General features: G+C 44.5%; 17 protein-coding genes. 16 read left to right on the top strand and 1 reads right to left on the bottom strand.

Going from position 1 to position 17527, the window contains the following annotated elements; genetic code table 11:
• Positions 1–84 precede the first annotated feature (84 nt).
• From atpF to spoIID, 10 genes are all read left to right on the top strand, one after another.
• A complete protein-coding gene (gene atpF / locus AAEO50_RS00115; protein ID WP_341979126.1) occupies positions 85–600 on the top strand; it encodes a F0F1 ATP synthase subunit B in 516 nt (171 codons plus the stop codon).
• Positions 597–1133, top strand: coding sequence for a F0F1 ATP synthase subunit delta (locus tag AAEO50_RS00120; RefSeq protein ID WP_341979128.1), 537 nt, complete (start codon positions 597–599; stop codon positions 1131–1133). The genes atpF and AAEO50_RS00120 overlap by 4 nt, the downstream gene beginning before the upstream one ends.
• Before the next feature lie 27 nt (positions 1134–1160).
• On the top strand, positions 1161–2669 hold the full coding sequence (gene atpA, locus AAEO50_RS00125; protein ID WP_341979130.1) for a F0F1 ATP synthase subunit alpha: 1509 nt from the start codon (positions 1161–1163) through the stop codon (positions 2667–2669).
• Positions 2670–2776: 107 nt separating this feature from the next.
• On the top strand, positions 2777–3643 hold the full coding sequence (locus AAEO50_RS00130; protein WP_341979132.1) for a F0F1 ATP synthase subunit gamma: 867 nt from the start codon (positions 2777–2779) through the stop codon (positions 3641–3643).
• A gap of 67 nt (positions 3644–3710) precedes the next feature.
• A complete protein-coding gene (gene atpD / locus AAEO50_RS00135; RefSeq protein ID WP_175990024.1) occupies positions 3711–5114 on the top strand; it encodes a F0F1 ATP synthase subunit beta in 1404 nt (467 codons plus the stop codon).
• Positions 5115–5136: 22 nt separating this feature from the next.
• Positions 5137–5541, top strand: a complete 405-nt coding sequence (locus tag AAEO50_RS00140; RefSeq protein ID WP_341979136.1) for a F0F1 ATP synthase subunit epsilon — start codon at positions 5137–5139, stop codon at positions 5539–5541.
• A 162-nt stretch (positions 5542–5703) separates the two neighbouring features.
• Positions 5704–5940, top strand: coding sequence for a DUF1146 family protein (locus AAEO50_RS00145; RefSeq protein WP_341979477.1), 237 nt, complete (start codon positions 5704–5706; stop codon positions 5938–5940).
• Between the two features lie 457 nt (positions 5941–6397).
• Entirely contained in the window at positions 6398–7147 is a 750-nt protein-coding gene (locus AAEO50_RS00150) for a YwmB family TATA-box binding protein (protein WP_341979138.1), read from the top strand.
• Between the two features lie 32 nt (positions 7148–7179).
• Positions 7180–8490: a UDP-N-acetylglucosamine 1-carboxyvinyltransferase gene (gene murA / locus AAEO50_RS00155; protein ID WP_341979140.1), complete on the top strand. Its 1311-nt coding sequence runs from the start codon at positions 7180–7182 to the stop codon at positions 8488–8490.
• A gap of 788 nt (positions 8491–9278) precedes the next feature.
• A complete protein-coding gene (spoIID, locus tag AAEO50_RS00160; RefSeq protein WP_341979142.1) occupies positions 9279–10292 on the top strand; it encodes a stage II sporulation protein D in 1014 nt (337 codons plus the stop codon).
• 294 nt (positions 10293–10586) lie between these two features.
• Here spoIID and AAEO50_RS00165 read toward each other — a convergent pair whose 3' ends face one another.
• Positions 10587–11018 (bottom strand): VanZ family protein, encoded by a 432-nt coding sequence (locus tag AAEO50_RS00165; RefSeq protein ID WP_341979144.1) that lies wholly within the window; start codon positions 11016–11018, stop codon positions 10587–10589.
• A 271-nt stretch (positions 11019–11289) separates the two neighbouring features.
• Here AAEO50_RS00165 and AAEO50_RS00170 point away from each other — a divergent pair, with 271 nt between their 5' ends.
• The 6 genes from AAEO50_RS00170 (at position 11290) to AAEO50_RS00195 (ending at position 17307) form a co-directional block, all read left to right on the top strand.
• Entirely contained in the window at positions 11290–12150 is an 861-nt protein-coding gene (locus AAEO50_RS00170; protein ID WP_341979146.1) for a M23 family metallopeptidase, read from the top strand.
• Positions 12151–12538: 388 nt separating this feature from the next.
• The gene (locus tag AAEO50_RS00175; RefSeq protein ID WP_341979148.1) at positions 12539–12721 is read left to right on the top strand and encodes a hypothetical protein; all 183 of its coding nucleotides are present in this window, start codon (positions 12539–12541) and stop codon (positions 12719–12721) included.
• A gap of 14 nt (positions 12722–12735) precedes the next feature.
• On the top strand, positions 12736–13038 hold the full coding sequence (locus AAEO50_RS00180) for a DUF4212 domain-containing protein (RefSeq protein WP_341979150.1): 303 nt from the start codon (positions 12736–12738) through the stop codon (positions 13036–13038).
• 58 nt (positions 13039–13096) lie between these two features.
• Positions 13097–14764 (top strand): sodium:solute symporter family protein, encoded by a 1668-nt coding sequence (locus tag AAEO50_RS00185; RefSeq protein WP_341979152.1) that lies wholly within the window; start codon positions 13097–13099, stop codon positions 14762–14764.
• Positions 14745–16640 (top strand): DUF294 nucleotidyltransferase-like domain-containing protein, encoded by a 1896-nt coding sequence (locus AAEO50_RS00190; RefSeq protein ID WP_341979154.1) that lies wholly within the window; start codon positions 14745–14747, stop codon positions 16638–16640. Before AAEO50_RS00185 ends, AAEO50_RS00190 begins: the two co-directional genes overlap by 20 nt.
• Positions 16641–16677: 37 nt before the next feature.
• On the top strand, positions 16678–17307 hold the full coding sequence (locus AAEO50_RS00195; protein WP_341979156.1) for a 3'-5' exonuclease: 630 nt from the start codon (positions 16678–16680) through the stop codon (positions 17305–17307).
• Positions 17308–17527: the final 220 nt, after the last annotated feature.

Raw genomic sequence — 17527 nt, forward strand, 5'->3', positions numbered from 1 at the left:
ATCTTGAATGTCCTGGCAATAACTTGCCGTTAGTTTACATGCTTTTCTAATGAAAGTATTGACTCTTGAAGGGAGTGAAATCGCGTGCTTACAAACGCATTTGTCCTTGGAGCTGGTGGCTTCAACGGTGGAGATATCCTTTTCCAGCTTGTCATGTTTTTGGTTCTGCTTGCGCTACTAAAGAAGTATGCATGGGGTCCTTTGATGGGCATTATGCAAGAGCGTGAGAATCATATTGCAGGCGAAATCGAAGCGGCTGAAATGAGCCGTGCCGAAGCAAGCAAACACTTAGAAGAACAACGTCAGCTTCTTAAAGAGGCTCGTCAAGAAGCGCAAACGCTGATTGAAAACTCTAAGAAGCAGGGCGATCTGCAGCGTGAAGAGATCATTCTTGCCGCTCGTCAGGAAAGTGAGCGCCTGAAAGAATCTGCTAAACGTGAAATCGAAACTCAGAAAGAGCAGGCTATGACTGCTCTGCGTGAGCAAGTTGCTTCATTATCCGTCATGATCGCATCTAAAGTGATCGAGAAGGAACTGTCAGCAGCTGATCAACAGAAATTAATCAATGACTACATTAAAGAGGCAGGAGAAGAGCGATGAGCAACTCTACAGTCGCAAAACGCTATGCGTTAGCTCTTTTCGAAATTGCCAAAGAACAGAACCAATTAGAAGCGATTGAAGAAGAGCTTCGCGTAGTGAAGTCTGTTTTTACACAAAACAAAGAACTTAACATCCTTCTCAGCAATCCAAAGCTTTCTTTGGATAAAAAGAAGGGACTTATAAAGGAAGCATTCTCATCCGCTTCTCTACCAGTCCTGAATACCCTTTTACTTCTGACTGATCGTCATCGTATCAATCAGGTGGAAGGCGTTGCCAATGAGTTCATCGAGCTTTCCAATGCAGAAAGAGGAATCGCAGAAGCAACAGTCTATTCAGTGCGTCCATTAACAGAAGATGAGAGAGAAGCCGTTTCCGCATCTTTTGCCAATAAAGTAGGCAAACAATCATTAAGAATTGAGAATGTGACAGACGAAAACTTACTTGGCGGACTTAAGGTCCAAATCGGCAACCGTATTTTCGACGGAAGCCTATCAGGGAAGTTGCATCGTCTTGAACGTGAACTAGTTCGTTAACTTTCGTATAAATGAGGGGTGAAATTCATGAGCATCAAGGCGGAAGAAATCAGCGCGCTGATAAAAAAGCAAATTGAAAACTATCAGTCTGAGATGAAAGTAAGCGATGTAGGTACAGTTATCCAAATCGGTGACGGTATCGCTCGTGCTCATGGCCTCGACAATGTCATGGCTGGAGAGCTTGTTGAATTTTCTAACGGTGTCATGGGTATGGCACAAAACTTAGAGGAAAACAACGTAGGTATCATCATTCTCGGACCATTCAGTGACATTCGTGAAGGCGATGAGGTTCGTCGTACTGGACGTATCATGGAAGTACCAGTAGGACAAGAACTTGTAGGTCGTGTTGTTAACTCACTTGGACAACCTGTAGACGGGCTAGGTCCGATTGCAACAACAAAAACACGTCCTATCGAAAGCGGAGCACCTGGTGTTATGGATCGTAAATCCGTACACGAGCCGCTTCAAACAGGTATCAAAGCGATTGACGCTCTAGTGCCGATCGGCCGTGGTCAACGTGAGTTAATCATCGGAGATCGTCAAACAGGTAAAACATCTGTTGCGATCGATGCGATCCTTAACCAAAAAGACCAGGACATGGTCTGTATCTATGTTGCGATCGGTCAAAAAGAATCTACTGTACGTAACGCGGTAGAAACATTACGTAAGCACGGTGCGTTAGATTACACAATCGTTGTAACAGCATCTGCTGCTTCACCAGCTCCAATGCTATTCTTGGCACCTTATGCGGGAATCACAATGGGTGAAGACTTCATGCACAGCGGCAAGCACGTTCTTGTTGTTTATGATGATCTTTCCAAGCAGGCTTCTGCTTACCGTGAGCTTTCCCTATTATTACGCCGTCCTCCAGGTCGTGAAGCATTCCCTGGTGACGTATTCTACTTGCACTCCCGTTTACTTGAGCGTGCAGCGAAATTAAGCGATGCAAAAGGCGGCGGTTCGATCACGGCACTGCCATTCGTTGAGACACAAGCAGGGGATATCTCCGCTTATATCCCGACAAACGTTATCTCCATCACTGACGGACAGATCTTCTTACAATCTGACCTGTTCTTCTCCGGTGTTCGTCCGGCGATCAACGCAGGTTTATCCGTATCACGTGTTGGTGGATCCGCACAAATCAAAGCGATGAAAAAGGTATCCGGTACATTGCGTCTTGACTTAGCCGCTTACCGTGAGCTTGAAGCATTCGCTCAGTTCGGATCAGATCTTGATGCAGCAACGCAGGCGAAACTGAATCGCGGTGCGCGTACAGTAGAAGTACTGAAGCAGGATCTTAACAAACCGCTTAAAGTTGAAAAACAAGTCATGATCCTTTACGCATTGACGAAAGGTCATTTAGACGATATCCCAGTTACAGACGTTCGCCGTTTCGAAGGTGAATTCCTAAGCTGGTTAGATCACAACCACACTGAACTGTTAGATACTATCCGTACGACAAAAGGTCTTCCTGAAGATGCTGCCATGACTGCAGCCATCACAGAATTCAAGAAGACATTTGCTAAGTCTGAGTAATCGCTTATAGGTCGGTGCTTCTTTTTAAAAAGGACACCGGCTTATATGAGTGATAACCATGATCGTTCAATCTGATGGCTAACATTATAAAAGGGTGGTGAGAACCAGTGGCATCGTTACGCGACATTAAAACTCGTATTACGTCTACGAAGAAAACAAGTCAAATTACGAAAGCAATGGAAATGGTATCTGCTGCGAAATTGAACCGTGCTGAAACGAACGCAAAGTCTTTCGTTCCTTACATGGAGAAAATTCAGGAAGTGGTCGCTTCTATTTCCCTGGGCAGCACGGATGCATCACATCCGATGCTAGTCTCCCGCCCCGTAAAGAAAACCGGCTACTTGGTCATAACGTCTGACCGCGGTTTGGCGGGGGCTTATAACAGCAGTGTCATTCGTGCTGTAAGTAATGCGATTAAAGAGCGTCACAGCTCAGAAGACGAATTTGCGATTATTGCACTTGGTCGTGTCGGAAAGGACTTTTTCCAAAAGCGCGGCTATAACGTCGTAGAAGGTGTTGTAGGTTTACCTGATCAGCCTAACTTTGCAGACATCAAGGAGATTGCGAACAAAGCAGTGAGCATGTTCTCTGATGGTGCGTATGATGAGCTGTACATGTACTACAACCACTACGTAAGTGCGATTCAACAAGATGTAACAGAGAAAAAGGTTCTGCCTTTGACAAACCTTGAATCTGAAGCTTCTTCAAGCAGTCTTACTTCATATGAGTTTGAACCGAATGCTGAAGAAATTCTTGAAGTGTTGCTTCCACAATACGCCGAGAGCCTGATTTACGGAGCTTTGCTTGATGGTAAAGCGAGTGAACACGCAGCTCGTATGACAGCGATGAAGAACGCAACCGATAACGCAAAAGATATCATTAATAACCTTACACTTTCATATAACCGTGCACGTCAAGCTGCGATTACCCAAGAAATCACGGAAATCGTCGGCGGAGCAGCTGCACTGGAATAGAAAACGTAACCGGTCAATTCCGGTAAAACCATAGTTTTGTCGTCAAAGCTAGTTAGGAGGGAAAGAGATGAACAAAGGACACGTTCTTCAAGTAATGGGTCCCGTTGTTGATGTCAAGTTCGCCAATGGCCAACTTCCTGATATTTACAACTCATTAAAGGTCCAAATTGCAGATAGAGCTGAACTTACATTAGAGGTTGCCCTTCACCTAGGTGATGATTCTGTACGTACGATTGCGATGGCTTCTACGGACGGTTTACAACGTGGAGCTGAAGTACTCGATACAGGAGCGCCAATCTCTGTACCAGTAGGGGATGTAACGTTAGGTCGTGTATTCAACGTCCTTGGTGAATCAATCGATTTAGACGAGCCGCTGACAGCAGGAATCCGTCGCGATCCGATTCACAGACAAGCACCTACATTCGATCAACTTTCTACAGAAGTAGAAATTCTTGAAACAGGTATCAAAGTAGTAGACTTACTTGCTCCATACATCAAGGGTGGTAAAATCGGTCTATTCGGTGGTGCCGGTGTTGGTAAAACTGTATTAATCCAGGAGCTTATCAACAACATCGCTCAAGAGCACGGCGGTATCTCTGTATTCGCAGGTGTCGGCGAGCGTACGCGTGAAGGTAATGACCTTTACCACGAGATGAGCGACTCTGGCGTTATCAAGAAAACAGCGATGGTATTCGGACAGATGAACGAGCCGCCTGGTGCACGTATGCGTGTTGCCTTGACGGGTCTTACAATGGCTGAGTACTTCCGTGATGAGCAAGGTCAAGACGTACTTCTGTTCATCGATAACATCTTCCGTTTCACGCAAGCAGGTTCTGAGGTATCGGCACTACTTGGCCGTATGCCATCTGCCGTTGGTTACCAGCCGACACTTGCGACTGAAATGGGTCAATTGCAAGAGCGTATCACGTCTACAAACGTTGGTTCTGTTACATCGATCCAAGCGATCTACGTACCAGCCGATGACTACACGGATCCGGCTCCTGCAACAACATTCGCTCACCTTGATGCAACGACAAACCTTGAGCGTAAGCTTTCTGAGATGGGTATCTACCCTGCGGTGGATCCACTTGCATCGACTTCACGTGCACTTTCTCCTGAAATTGTAGGGGAAGAGCACTACACAATTGCACGTAATGTCCAACAAACATTACAGCGCTATAGAGAATTACAAGATATCATTGCCATCCTTGGTATGGATGAGCTTTCTGATGATGATAAGCTGACAGTGGCACGCGCACGCCGTGTACAATTCTTCTTATCTCAAAACTTCCACGTTGCAGAACAGTTCACAGGCCAAAAAGGTTCTTACGTACAAGTGAAGGACACGGTAAAAGGATTCAAAGATATTCTTGACGGTAAATACGACCACATTCCAGAAGATGCATTCCGTCTAGTAGGTCCGATCGAGGACGTATTAGCTGCAGCTAAAGAAATGGGCGTAGAGGTATAATTAGGGACCAGGAGGGAAGAAAATGAAGACATTAAAAGTCAATATTGTCACTCCCGATGGCCCAGTGTACGATTCAGAAGTGGAAATGGTGAGCACGAAAGCTCAAAGCGGTGAGCTTGGAATCTTACCTGGACACATTCCGATGGTTGCTCCACTACAAATCGGTGCTGTACGCCTGAAAAAAGGCGGTAACACTGAGCTTGTAGCTGTCAGTGGCGGATTCTTAGAAGTACGTCCTGAACAAGTGACAATTCTAGCACAGACTGCCGAAACGGCAGAAGCTATCGATGTACAACGCGCGAAAGAAGCAAAAGGCCGTGCTGAAAGCCGCATGCAGGCACAGCAGGATGACGTCGACTTCCGTCGTGCCGAACTTGCCCTGAAGCGTGCCATGAACAGAATTAACGTTTCCGAACGTAACTTCTAATAAAAAGAACACTCTTTCCTTCATGGGAAAGGGTGTTTTTTTGAGTGGATGTAATTGGAACAAAATATTCCGCTTTTTGTTCTGATTTCATTATCCCGTAGCGGCATGTGTGTGATAAAATGGGCTATGTGCGCGGAATTTTTTTGATTGGAGAGAAACGTTATGGTGGAAAGCTTCAGCCAACAGGCATTGATCAGTATGCTCGTGCATTTATCTGTATTCGCGGTGACATTCTGGTCGCTGCAGGCAATTCAGCTTGATAAATTGCTGAAAAAAAATCGGGTCGCTCAAGGGAGATTGTTATTCATCCTGTTGACGATTGCGATCGGATCAGCCGTCAGCCGATTCCTGCTCGATTACTATCTATGGTCACAGCAGCTGCCGGCATTCTTTCAATGAGGCTTTTTTCGCAGTGCGAAGCCGAAATGACCATGTATATATGAAGATAGATGGGATAGAACATAACAAATTAAAAATGCAAGACAAAATTTTTACAAAAAATAGGACTTCCTGCATGTGTTCATTGAGGCCTGTTTTGAGTAATATTAATTTTGTGTTTGCATGTTTGTGAAAAAGTTTCAAGCTGAATCCGCTTTCATTTTCACCGGAATAACTAAGCTGCAGGTTTAAAGAATATTGTTTTTTACCTCTGACAAGTAATCTCCACTAAAATTGTGAATTGGATCAAGCTGCTTTTTAAAGAAGACCATCTGAAAAATTCTTCACTCGATGCAGAACAGTTTTCAATTGCATGAAGGGTAGTCCCACAACAAAAAATTGTAAAAAGATGACGACATTTTATAAGTATGTTCTCTCTGGTAAAGGAAAGACTTTTACCTAAGGGGAGGAATGCAAAATGGGACGGTATTTTTACATTTTATTAATCTTTTTTGTTGGAATAGGTTTCCTGCCTGTCATAAATGGGAAGAACACTATCGAAGCCAATCAATTATTAGACATCGAAAAGCTTGATGAAGCCATTTCTCAAACGAGCGGTGAAGTTACTGAATGGTCTCTATATGCAAGAGAAAATGTAAAAAGCTTCACGAATAAAGGATTTGCCCAATATAGTAAGAATATGCAAGAAACTTTTTCTGATTTCAACTGGATGACAGAAGAGAAGGGTGAAGAGGTAATTGTTGTGGGGACTCGCAAGACTTCTCACGGGGAAGAAACAATTAAGCTTCAACATACCCTCGGAAATGCACATTCGGTTTCGTACGTTATGTATGAGATCCGTGGAAATCAGGAATCGATGGGAGAAAATACATCAAGATATCTCAAGAAACAGTTTATCCCAAACATGGAAATCATTTTTACTACTAAACCTTTGATTTTCTCTTGTATAAAAGGCGAATTCAATGATACGCTTGAGGAAGTTTTGTCGAATCAGGCCGTCGAAATGATGTCGATTCTTGACGCAACCGAAACGGAATCTCTGGAAGAAGAAGATTTCCATTCCGTTTCCGCCTACTCGAAGCAAATGTCACGGTCAATACCAACAAAAAATAGCGAAATGAACATACAACTAGGTCTACGGAAAAGTGGAATGGGCACCAAGACAACCTTTGTTCTTGGCACACCCATCCTGACGATTGAATATTAATATAGAGAAATTGGACGCGGAGGGGAATACTCTTGGAAAAAATTATCGTCCGCGGCGGTCAGCGTTTAAGCGGTACTGTGCAAGTTGAAGGAGCAAAGAATGCCGTTTTACCTGTTCTCGCTGCTACATTATTAGCAAGTGAAGGAAATAGTAAAATTACAAATGTACCACCACTCTCCGATGTATATACGATTAATGAAGTATTACGTCATTTAAATACAGATGTTGAGTTTCATAATGATGAAGTTGTCGTTAATGCATCAAGGGAGTTATTTGTAGAAGCCCCATTCGAATATGTTCGCAAAATGCGTGCATCCGTACTTGTAATGGGATCTCTTCTTGGCCGTACGGGTAAAGCACGTGTGGCACTGCCAGGCGGATGTGCCATCGGTTCAAGACCAATTGACCAGCACTTGAAAGGCTTCGAAGCAATGGGAGCCAAAGTAAAGGTCGGTAACGGATTCATCGAAGCAGAAATTGACGGAAGATTGAAGGGTGCAAAGGTTTATCTCGATTTCCCAAGCGTGGGTGCCACCGAGAACATCATGATGGCAGCAGCCCTTGCCGACGGGACGACAATCCTTGAAAACGTTGCAAAAGAACCTGAAATCGTCGACTTAGCAAACTTTATCAATAAAATGGGTGGAAGCGTAGTAGGCGCAGGAACTGGAACGATCCGCATCGAGGGTGTTGAACGACTTTACGGTGTAGAGCACAGCATCATTCCTGACCGTGTCGAAGCGGGAACATTCATGGTGGCTGCGGCCATCACAAAAGGAAACGTCCTTGTAAAAGGTGCGATTCCGGAACATTTATCTTCTTTAGTAGCAAAAATGGAAGAAATGGGCGTAACTATCATTGACGAAGGAGAAGGCCTGCGTGTCATCGGCCCAGATAAACTGAAATCTGTCGATATCAAAACAATGCCTCATCCTGGTTTCCCAACGGATATGCAGTCACAAATGATGGCTCTTCTTCTAGCAGCAGAGGGTACAAGTGTACTCACAGAAACAGTCTTCGAAAACCGCTTCATGCACGTGGAAGAATTCCGCCGCATGGGAGCCGACATCAAGATTGAAGGCCGTTCTGTCATCATGCAAGGCCCAACTGCGCTTCAAGGTGCTGAAGTAGCAGCAACGGACCTGCGCGCAGCAGCTGCGTTGTCCATCGCCGGCCTGGTCGCTGACGGATACACACGTGTAACCGAACTCAAGCACTTGGACCGCGGCTATGTAAACTTCCACCAGAAACTTGCGGGCATCGGTGCTGACATCGAGCGCGTAAAGGAAATGGAAGAAACCGATACAACTGTTTCAGATCAAAGCATGCTGAAAGACGCATAACATATAGAATGAAAAATGGTAAGCTTTCTTTATTGGGAAGCTTGCCTTTTTTGTGTGTTAGTGGGGAGTATGTGGTGGATTGGGTCCTGGGTGGTGGTTGATGTTCGGTTTTGATTTTAATTTCGATAATAAACCTGCTTTATCGATAATAGTGTTTGAAAATCAACTTGAAACGGATAATTTCATTAATAACCCTGGAATTTTGATAATGGGAAAAACGGTTTCGATAATAAAAAGTGGTTTTCGATAATAAATCTCACGTTTTCGATAATAAAATGTTCATTATCGATAATAAAGCTGTTCAAGGGACAGACGTGACCGGCTCAAATCTGAATTTCCTGCTCCAGAATGAGATTATTGGTGTCTGTTGATGTATCTATTTTATAAATGGTTGCTATTTTTTATTAGTAAAGAGATTTTTTTAGGAATATAAACGTTTTTTTACTCAATTTCATTAAAAAACGTATTCTCTAAACTATCGGGTTCAACATTTTAATGAGATTGACTGATCGACTAGACTGGGAATCTTTACACTAGGACGATTTATTTTCAACTTTTCACGTTTTCCGATCAACTTTAGCTGTTTTATTTTCAACTTTCCTCTCTTTACCATCAACTTTCACCATTTTATTTTCAACTCAGCATCGAAGACAAAGACCAAATAAAATCTCAGTCAAAACCAAACAAATTTCAATCATAAAAGCTTGTCCACTACCATACATATGAAAAAGAATGGAGAAGTGTGCATAGGCACTATCCTATTTAATCTTTCATTGGAGGCAGCGAACATGACGCATTTAAAACCAGTACTGATCGTCTTCTCAATCTTCATTTGCATCATCTTTATCGTACCCACTCTGCTAGTGCTTCCGTTTTCATCGGACAAAGAAAAAACCAACTTAAATGAGAAACTGGAGGGCGCTCCCGGGATCGAGGAGCTCGCGGATTCAGTTGAGGTGGCTGTCTACCGGTCAGGCAAGAAAGTGATCGAGAAGCTGCCATTAGAGCAGTATGTAGTAGGAGTGGTAGCTGGTGAAATGCCTGCAGATTTTGAAAAAGAAGCATTAAAGGCACAGGCGCTTGCAGCACGGACATTCATCGTCAATAAAATGATGACAAAAGATTCATCTATACCAGAGGGAGCGGACGTCACCGATACGATATCACATCAAGTATTCAAGAATCCATCCGAGTTAACAGTCCTCTGGGGTCCAGAAGCTGAATGGAAGCTTGAAAAGATTACAGAAGCTGTACTGGAAACGAAGGGGCAGGTCCTGACATTCGACGGTAAACCGATCACAGCAGCCTTCTTCTCGACCAGTAACGGATATACGGAAAACTCAGAAGCCTACTGGCAAAATGAAATCCCATACCTGCGGAGTGTGAAAAGCCCGTGGGATGAGAACTCGCCGAAGTTCACCGATCAAAAAATCATTCCTATAACGGAATTTGAGAAAAAACTGGGTGTTAAATTATCGAAGGACGGCTCAGTCGGCACGATCACCTCCCGGACAGAAGGAAAACGAGTCGCAAATGTCGATATAAACGGGAAGTCATTCACAGGCCGTGAAATAAGAGATATGCTGGGGCTTAAATCATCTGACTTCTCCTGGTACCTAAAAGACAATCACATCGTCATCGCAACAAAAGGCTACGGGCATGGAGTCGGCATGAGCCAGTACGGCGCCAATGGGATGGCGAAGGAAGGGAAGGATTATAAAGAAATCGTGACCCACTATTATAAAGGCGTGGATATTACGACTTCTGATAAACTGCTGCAGAAGGTGACGGCGCAGCGGTAGGGATTGATGCTGGGATTCTCCGGTGCCCGATTGCTTGGGTGGCTGGTGCCAGGCACAGATAGGCGGTTTTGTGCCAGGAACAAAGGGACCGGTTTGTGCCAGGAACAAATGGTCTGGTTTGTACCAGGCACAATTAACCCGGATTGTGCCAGGCACACGCTGCCCGATTTGTACCAGGTACAAATCAAGGCTCTTCCACCAGGTACAAATCCTCTCCTCTGTACCAGGTGCAGCCGCCCACTAAACCAAGCAAAAAAAGATGGATTCCCGCCAACTCGGGAAATCCATCTTTTTTTAATTGAAAAACCCTTCAATTCTCTTCATACACCTAGTCACCACATGATCCGGATTCCTGAAATATGTCCGATTCACTACCCAGAACAAAACGGTCACCCCGATCAAATCCTTCGCTGCATCAATCATCGTCGCCGACCGGTATGGAACGAATGATTGGTGGATCTCATCGACAAATCCATAAAAGATCGCGATCAATGCCACAGTAAAATTAAATGAGTAACGGAGCAAGCCGTTCGCCAGCAGTGCCAGCACAAACAATCCATAAAGTATCGCAAACTCAATTAAGTGGAGAGACTCTTTTATAAAACGATCCCAATAGCTATCAGGAAAGCGGATGACCGCATCATCGGGGTTGCTGGAGAGGATCCAGATCAGCATCATATATAGAAAAGGCGCAGCTGTAAGGGCGTATTTAAGCAATGTTTTCACAGTCTATCGTCCTTTCAATTCATATTAATAGGAAAAATACTTACTCATTGTATCACGTGAAAACGGTTCACCCACCCCATAAATATTGCAGTTCTATGAAGATTCGAGAAAAAAGTTTGACCTTATATACATATTTCATTCATGTTTGTCGAAAGATAAGAATTAAAAATTTTTTTGGACATGTGTATATATTTTCAGAATTCTGTTCAGAATGATTGCTGAGGTGATGAAAATGAGAGAGGAAGAAAAGAAATACACTTCTCCAAAATTTTTGAAAAGACGTTGGGCATACCCAGCAATCTATCTAGCAAGTGCAGCAATCATTATCACAGGGATTCTGTGGTACCAGGCAGGAAATGATGCGAACGAGAATGCCGAGGATTACAGCTATGATGTTCCTACTGATAACGAGTTCAATCAGCCTGCTGAAGAAGTCAATCGTTCACTGGAAAACTTCGTAATGCCTGTTTCAAGTCCGGAAGACACAGTCATCGAAAAAAACTTCTACGATGCTGAAACTTCTGCCGAAGAACAGGAAGCCGCTTTAGTCGTCTATGGCAACATGTACTATCCAAACCAAGGGATCGATATCTCGAAGGCTGGAAAAGAATTCAAAGTACTTGCTGCGATGAGTGGAACAGTCACAAAGGTTCAAGAAGATTCATTACTGGGCAACACAATCGAAATCGAACACAGTAAGGGTATTGTCACTCGTTACCAATCAGTAAAAGATTTTGAAGTAGCTGTCGGGGATGTCGTGGATCAAGGTCAAGAAATTGCAAAAGCCGGAAAATCTTTATTCAATGAAGATGCAGGTGTACACGTACACTTTGAAATCCGCAAAGACAATGTAGCAGTCAATCCAATCAATTATTTCAATAAGTCTCTTGCCACTCTTCAAGAAGCAAAGCTTGATGAGCAGAAGGTTTCCGGCGATCAGCCAGAAGCGGCACAAGAGGATGCAGCGAAAGAAGACGCAGCAGCTGAAGAAGGTGCTGAAGGTGAAGCGGCCGAAGAAAAGCAGGACGCAAACCCATCTGACGCTGAGCAAAAAGACGAAGAGTCTAATGCAGATGCAGAAGATAAAGATGCAGAATCAAACGCTGATACAAGTAAAGAAGATCAAGAATAATAAACGGACTGACCGGCCAACGCCGGTCAGTTTTTTGCGTTATGGGCCTTTTGGGACGAGTCCAGCGGCTCAGTGACCTCGATTTGAAAATAAGCAGACGTACAAATGGAAAATCTCCTAACGAGAAAAGTTTCGACTAACTTCGACATACATACATTATGTCAGTAGAATGATTTAATCAGTCCTCATAACATGATAACGTAATAATTTATTGAAAATTCTTATATTTGTAAAACAGATAAAGAATTTTCATGCGTGAAAAAGAGTCATTGTCGGAATTTCTTTATTGAAAAAGCTTTTCCACATAAATGATAATGAGGTCACGAATAAAATTTCAGAATATTTTATATTTATTGATGACAACGTTTACATAATAGGAGGTGAAAGATTGGTTTATTTCATCACGTTGCTTCTGATCACGGGAGCCAGCATCGTCTTCGCGATAAAGAAAAAAAGGGCTGTATTTTTAGTTTTGCCGTTCTTAACCATGTTTGTGTACTTTATCATTCAAATCGCTCTCGTCCCGATGCCATTTTTTGAAACAGTGAAATTCATCTTCAGTTTAAGATAAAAAGGGGGATATATATGAAGAAAATTGATCGTGCAAAAGCGGATCAGTATTTTAAAGAGAAAAACCGTTTTATGGCCTTATACCTTGTCATCTGGTTCATCAGTTCATTCGTCATGGTATTTTTCGCTGAAAGTTTGTCGTCGATTACATTCAATGGATTCCCGTTCCATTATTTCATGGGAGCACAAGGGTCCATTCTGATCTTTATTATCCTGCTTTATGTGAATGCCGTCGTGTCTGATCGCATTGACCGGAAATATGGAATAGATGAAAGCAAGAATGAACAGATAAGTTATGGGAAAACGCTGGATCATTAATTTCTAATATTAAGAGGAAACAGAAATAGAGAAGCGCATATAAGGGGGAAATCGGTTAATGGATGTACAGTTTATCGTATCAACAGCTATTATTCTTGCAACATTTGCATTGTATATCGGGATAGCGGTTTACAACAAGGCGAAAGCGACATCGGACTTCTACGTTGCCGGACGCGGTGTACCGCCAGTCTTCAACGGTATGGCCATCGGGGCCGACTGGATGAGTGCAGCTTCCTTCATTGGACTGGCCGGTACGGTCATGATTCTCGGGTATGACGGACTTGCCTACATAATGGGTTGGACAGGCGGTTACTTGTTACTGACCTTCTTACTGGCACCGCAGCTGCGTAAATATGGACGCTACACGGTTCCTGAGTTCATCGGAGACCGTTATAACAGTCATACGGCGCGCGTCATTGCCGCGCTTTGTACGATCATTATCAGTTTCACCTACTCCATCGGACAGCTGTCAGGGTCCGGGGTCGTTATCGGACGTCTATTTGAAATCGACGCCAAGGTGGGAACACTCATCGGGGTCGTACTGATCGCATTTTATTCCGCATTCGGCGGTATGAAGGGAATCACTTGGACTCAGGTTGCACAGTATATCGTCCTTATCATTGCTTATTTGATTCCAATCATATTTATGTCCCTGCAAATCACGGGGAATCCGGCTCCATGGATTTCATACGGTGAACTTGTCGGGAAGATCGGTGAACTCGACCGGGAACTTGGGGTATCGGAGTATTTTGCGCCATTTACGAACGGGACGAAGTGGCAGTTCCTTGCACTTATGTTTACATTGATGGCCGGGACAGCGGGTCTTCCGCACGTTATCGTCCGTTTCTATACGGTATCAACGATGAAAGCGGCTCGCTGGTCAGGGGCATGGGCACTTCTTTTCATCGGACTTCTCTATCTGTCGGCTCCGGCTTATGCAGCGTTCTCACGTTTTATCCTGATGACGAAGGTTGCAGGAAGTAAGATCAGTGAGCTGCCGGCTTGGACGGCTTCCTGGGTGGATACAGGAAAGCTGCAGGTAGCGGATACGAATGGGGACGGCGTTTTACAATGGAAAGAAATTGTCATTTCCAATGATATCGTCGTTATGGCAACACCTGAAATCGCAAATCTTGGCGTGTTTGTCATCGGCCTCGTTGCAGCCGGTGCGATGGCTGCGGCTTTATCGACTGCAGGCGGACTGATGATCGCGATTTCCTCTTCATTCGCACATGACATTTACTACCGCGTATTCAGACCGAATGCGACGGAGAAAAACCGTCTTGCCGTAGCGCGCTGGACAATCGTACTCGCAACGCTTGCCGCGGGAATAGTGGCACTCAATCCTCCGGGAGTTATCACACAGATCGTTGCGTGGGCATTCGCACTTGCGTCCGGTACCTTCTTCCCTGCACTCATTCTCGGAGTCTGGTGGAAGCGTTCGAACGCACAAGGTGTCATTGCAGGTCTCTTGGTCGGATTAGCGGTGACGCTTTCCTATATCTTCATGGCGAGAGCCGGAGTCAACGTATTCGGAATCATTGATACAGGGGCAGGGGTCTTCGGGGCAGCAGCCGGATTTATTGCCAATATCGTCGTATCCTTGATGACGAAGGCGCCTGATCAAAAGCTTCAGGATGAGGTTACGGATCTTCGCTATCCAGAGCAAATGACATTCAAAAACGGGGAAATTTGGGTGGACGATGATGTCAACTTCAAATCCTGATCATATCTTTCAAGAAGCTGTACTGCTTCATCCCTTTTTCAAGGGGATGGAGCGTAGTACAGCTCTTTCCCTTTTTTCACGATGTAAAAAAGTAACCTCGGTCAAAGACCAGACACTTCTGAAAAGCTATGAAAATCGCAGCGGACTCTACCTTGTCGTCGAAGGGGAAGTAGAGGTCATCGTCCCGAAAGAAATGGATGGAAAAGAAGAAGTTCTTGAAGTCATTTCCGAAGGGGGGATCGTCGGTCTGTCATCCCTCTATTCTTTTATGGAGAAGGAAGAAATGGAGGATGGGCTCTATGCTTCTGTAGAGGTGAAGGCGAAAGAAAAAAGCATGCTCTGCCTCGTCCCATACAGCGGATTGAAAGGGTTCTGGGAAGATCCTCACTTGAAACAGTTTTTATTGAACGAAACGTCCAAGCGGCTTCAGGATATCTATTACTCTTTATCAAAGCAGGTCGGTGCATCCTATGGCCTTGAAGAGCGCTCGACCATTTTAAAAAGAGTGAAAGATATCATGATTGATAACGTGATTACCGTGAATATTGGAGCTTCAGTTCAGGAAGCGGCGCGTATCATGGGTGTGAATCGGGTGAGCTCGGTTGTGGTGCTTGATAATAAAGGGATTGCCGGTATCCTTACTGAACGGGATATCGTCTCGCGATACATTGCCGGGGACATCCCCCTCACCAATGAGGTAAAGGAAGGGATGACAGCCCACCCTGTCGTCATCGGCAAGGATGCGTATCTGTACGAAGCCCTGGCAGAGATGCTGGACCATTCGATCAAGCATCTGCCCGTAACAGATAGGGGGAAGCTAGCGGGAATCATCACCCTGTACGATGTGATGAAGGCAAATCATACTGGTGCCTTGACGAGTACGCATAAACTTGATGATCACGGATTCCCGCTTGATAAAATAAAACCAACCATCGAGCCGGTCTTTCATCATCTATGGAAAGCACATGCCCCTGCCTTTCATATATTGGACTTTATGTCAGGGCTCTTGGACCGGTTATATCGAAGGGTCCTTAGAGAAGCGGAAGAGGAGCTTGATAGGGAAGGGAAAGTCAAGCCGTGCAGCTTTTCCTTTTATGTAATGGGATCTGCCGGCAGAAAAGAACAATTCATGCTGACCGACCAGGATCATTTCCTTGTTTATGAAAAAGAAGGAGAGCAGTCGGAAGAGTATTTCAGGCTATTTTCCGAAAAAGTGGTGGAGAAGCTTGAGGAAGCTGGACTGAGACGGTGTGATGGCAATATGATGTCCTCGGAGCCGTCGTGGAGAGGCAGTTTGCATAAATGGGAAGAAAGAGCAAGGCAGTGGTCTGTTCGCTCTTCTGAGGAGACGCTGTTAAAGGCACAAAACTTCTTTTCATTCCGATTCCTGGACGGGGATGAGGAATTGAATGACGCTTTTAACGATACCATTCGCCGTCAGTTAAAAAGCTCGAAAATTCTGTTGGTAAGAATGGCTCAGGTTGAAAAAACAAAACCTGTACCCGTTCTGCATTCATCGATCCGCTCCCTGCTGGGGATGCAGCGAAAGGAATTTTCAATGAAAAAAGAAATCCTCTTCCCCTTTCATCATGCTATGCAAATCTTGAATCTTGCCCACGGTAATACTACCGGTTCAACACTTGAGAAAATAGAGTACTTAGTGGTGAAAGGATCAATCTCTCCTGGATTTAGTGATGACCTGAGAGAAGCATTTGAGGAAATGATGAAACTGTATATGGAGCTAAAGAGAAATAAGCAGGGGGACACTGTTCAGCTTTCCACTTTATCGACGAGGGAAAAAGAAAACCTCTACCACAGTGTAAAGACGATCAGGGAATTCCAAAATATGATGCTCGCACATTATTCTTTGGCATAGAAGGGAAGTGAATACATTCATTTTTTCTAAAAAGAAAATGACGTGTCCCTTGGAATATGATTCGATTCCGATGAACCGGAAAATTGAAGACATAAACTTCGTTGTGTTTGACACTGAAACGACGGGATTCCGGGTCAACGCAGAAGATAGACTCCTCGAAATCGGTGCTGTAAAAGTGGAGGGTTATAGCGTTAAAGACAAAGTGACCTTTCAAACATTTTCGAACCCAAATCGACTTATTTCTCAGGAAATATCCGAATTGACAGGGATTCAGTCGAAGGATGTCGAAGAAGCCCCTCCAGCAAAAGAAGCTATCTGCAATTTCTTTGATTTCCTGCGTGAAAATAAAGCGGACTGCCTGGCGGGACACTACGTAAGCTTTGACGAGCTCGTTCTGAAGAGCGAACTGAAAAGAATAGGATCCAACCTGAAAATGGCTCAAAGTATCGATACACTCAACCTCATCGGATTCCTGGCGCCTTCCTATGACATGCGCGACTTGGAGCGATATGCTCAAGTTTTCGGCACCCGGATGTACCCGCGGCATCGTGCCGTCAATGACGCCCTGACGACAGCTTATTTGTTTGTGGAACTGCTGGAGCTTCTCCGTGATCGCAAGGTTGATACGTGGGGGGAACTGCTGCGGGTAAGCAGGGGGCGGAATTGATGGCGGGGGCGAGGGGACAGATACCTTGACCCGCTTTTTGCCCCGAGAGAGATGGTGCCTGGCTCAATGTTCTGTTATTGAGCCAGGCTCAAAATGTGGAATCTGAGCCAGGCTCGATCAGACTGGATTGAGTGTGGCACTGTAAATAAGCATATGCCTGATTTATTTTCAGAAAATTCACTCCAAACCTTGTCCTTATTGTCTTTTTTGTGCATATATG

Origin of the sequence: Rossellomorea oryzaecorticis (genome assembly GCF_038405515.1) — a bacterium.
Taxonomy (GTDB): domain Bacteria; phylum Bacillota; class Bacilli; order Bacillales; family Bacillaceae_B; genus Rossellomorea; species Rossellomorea oryzaecorticis_A.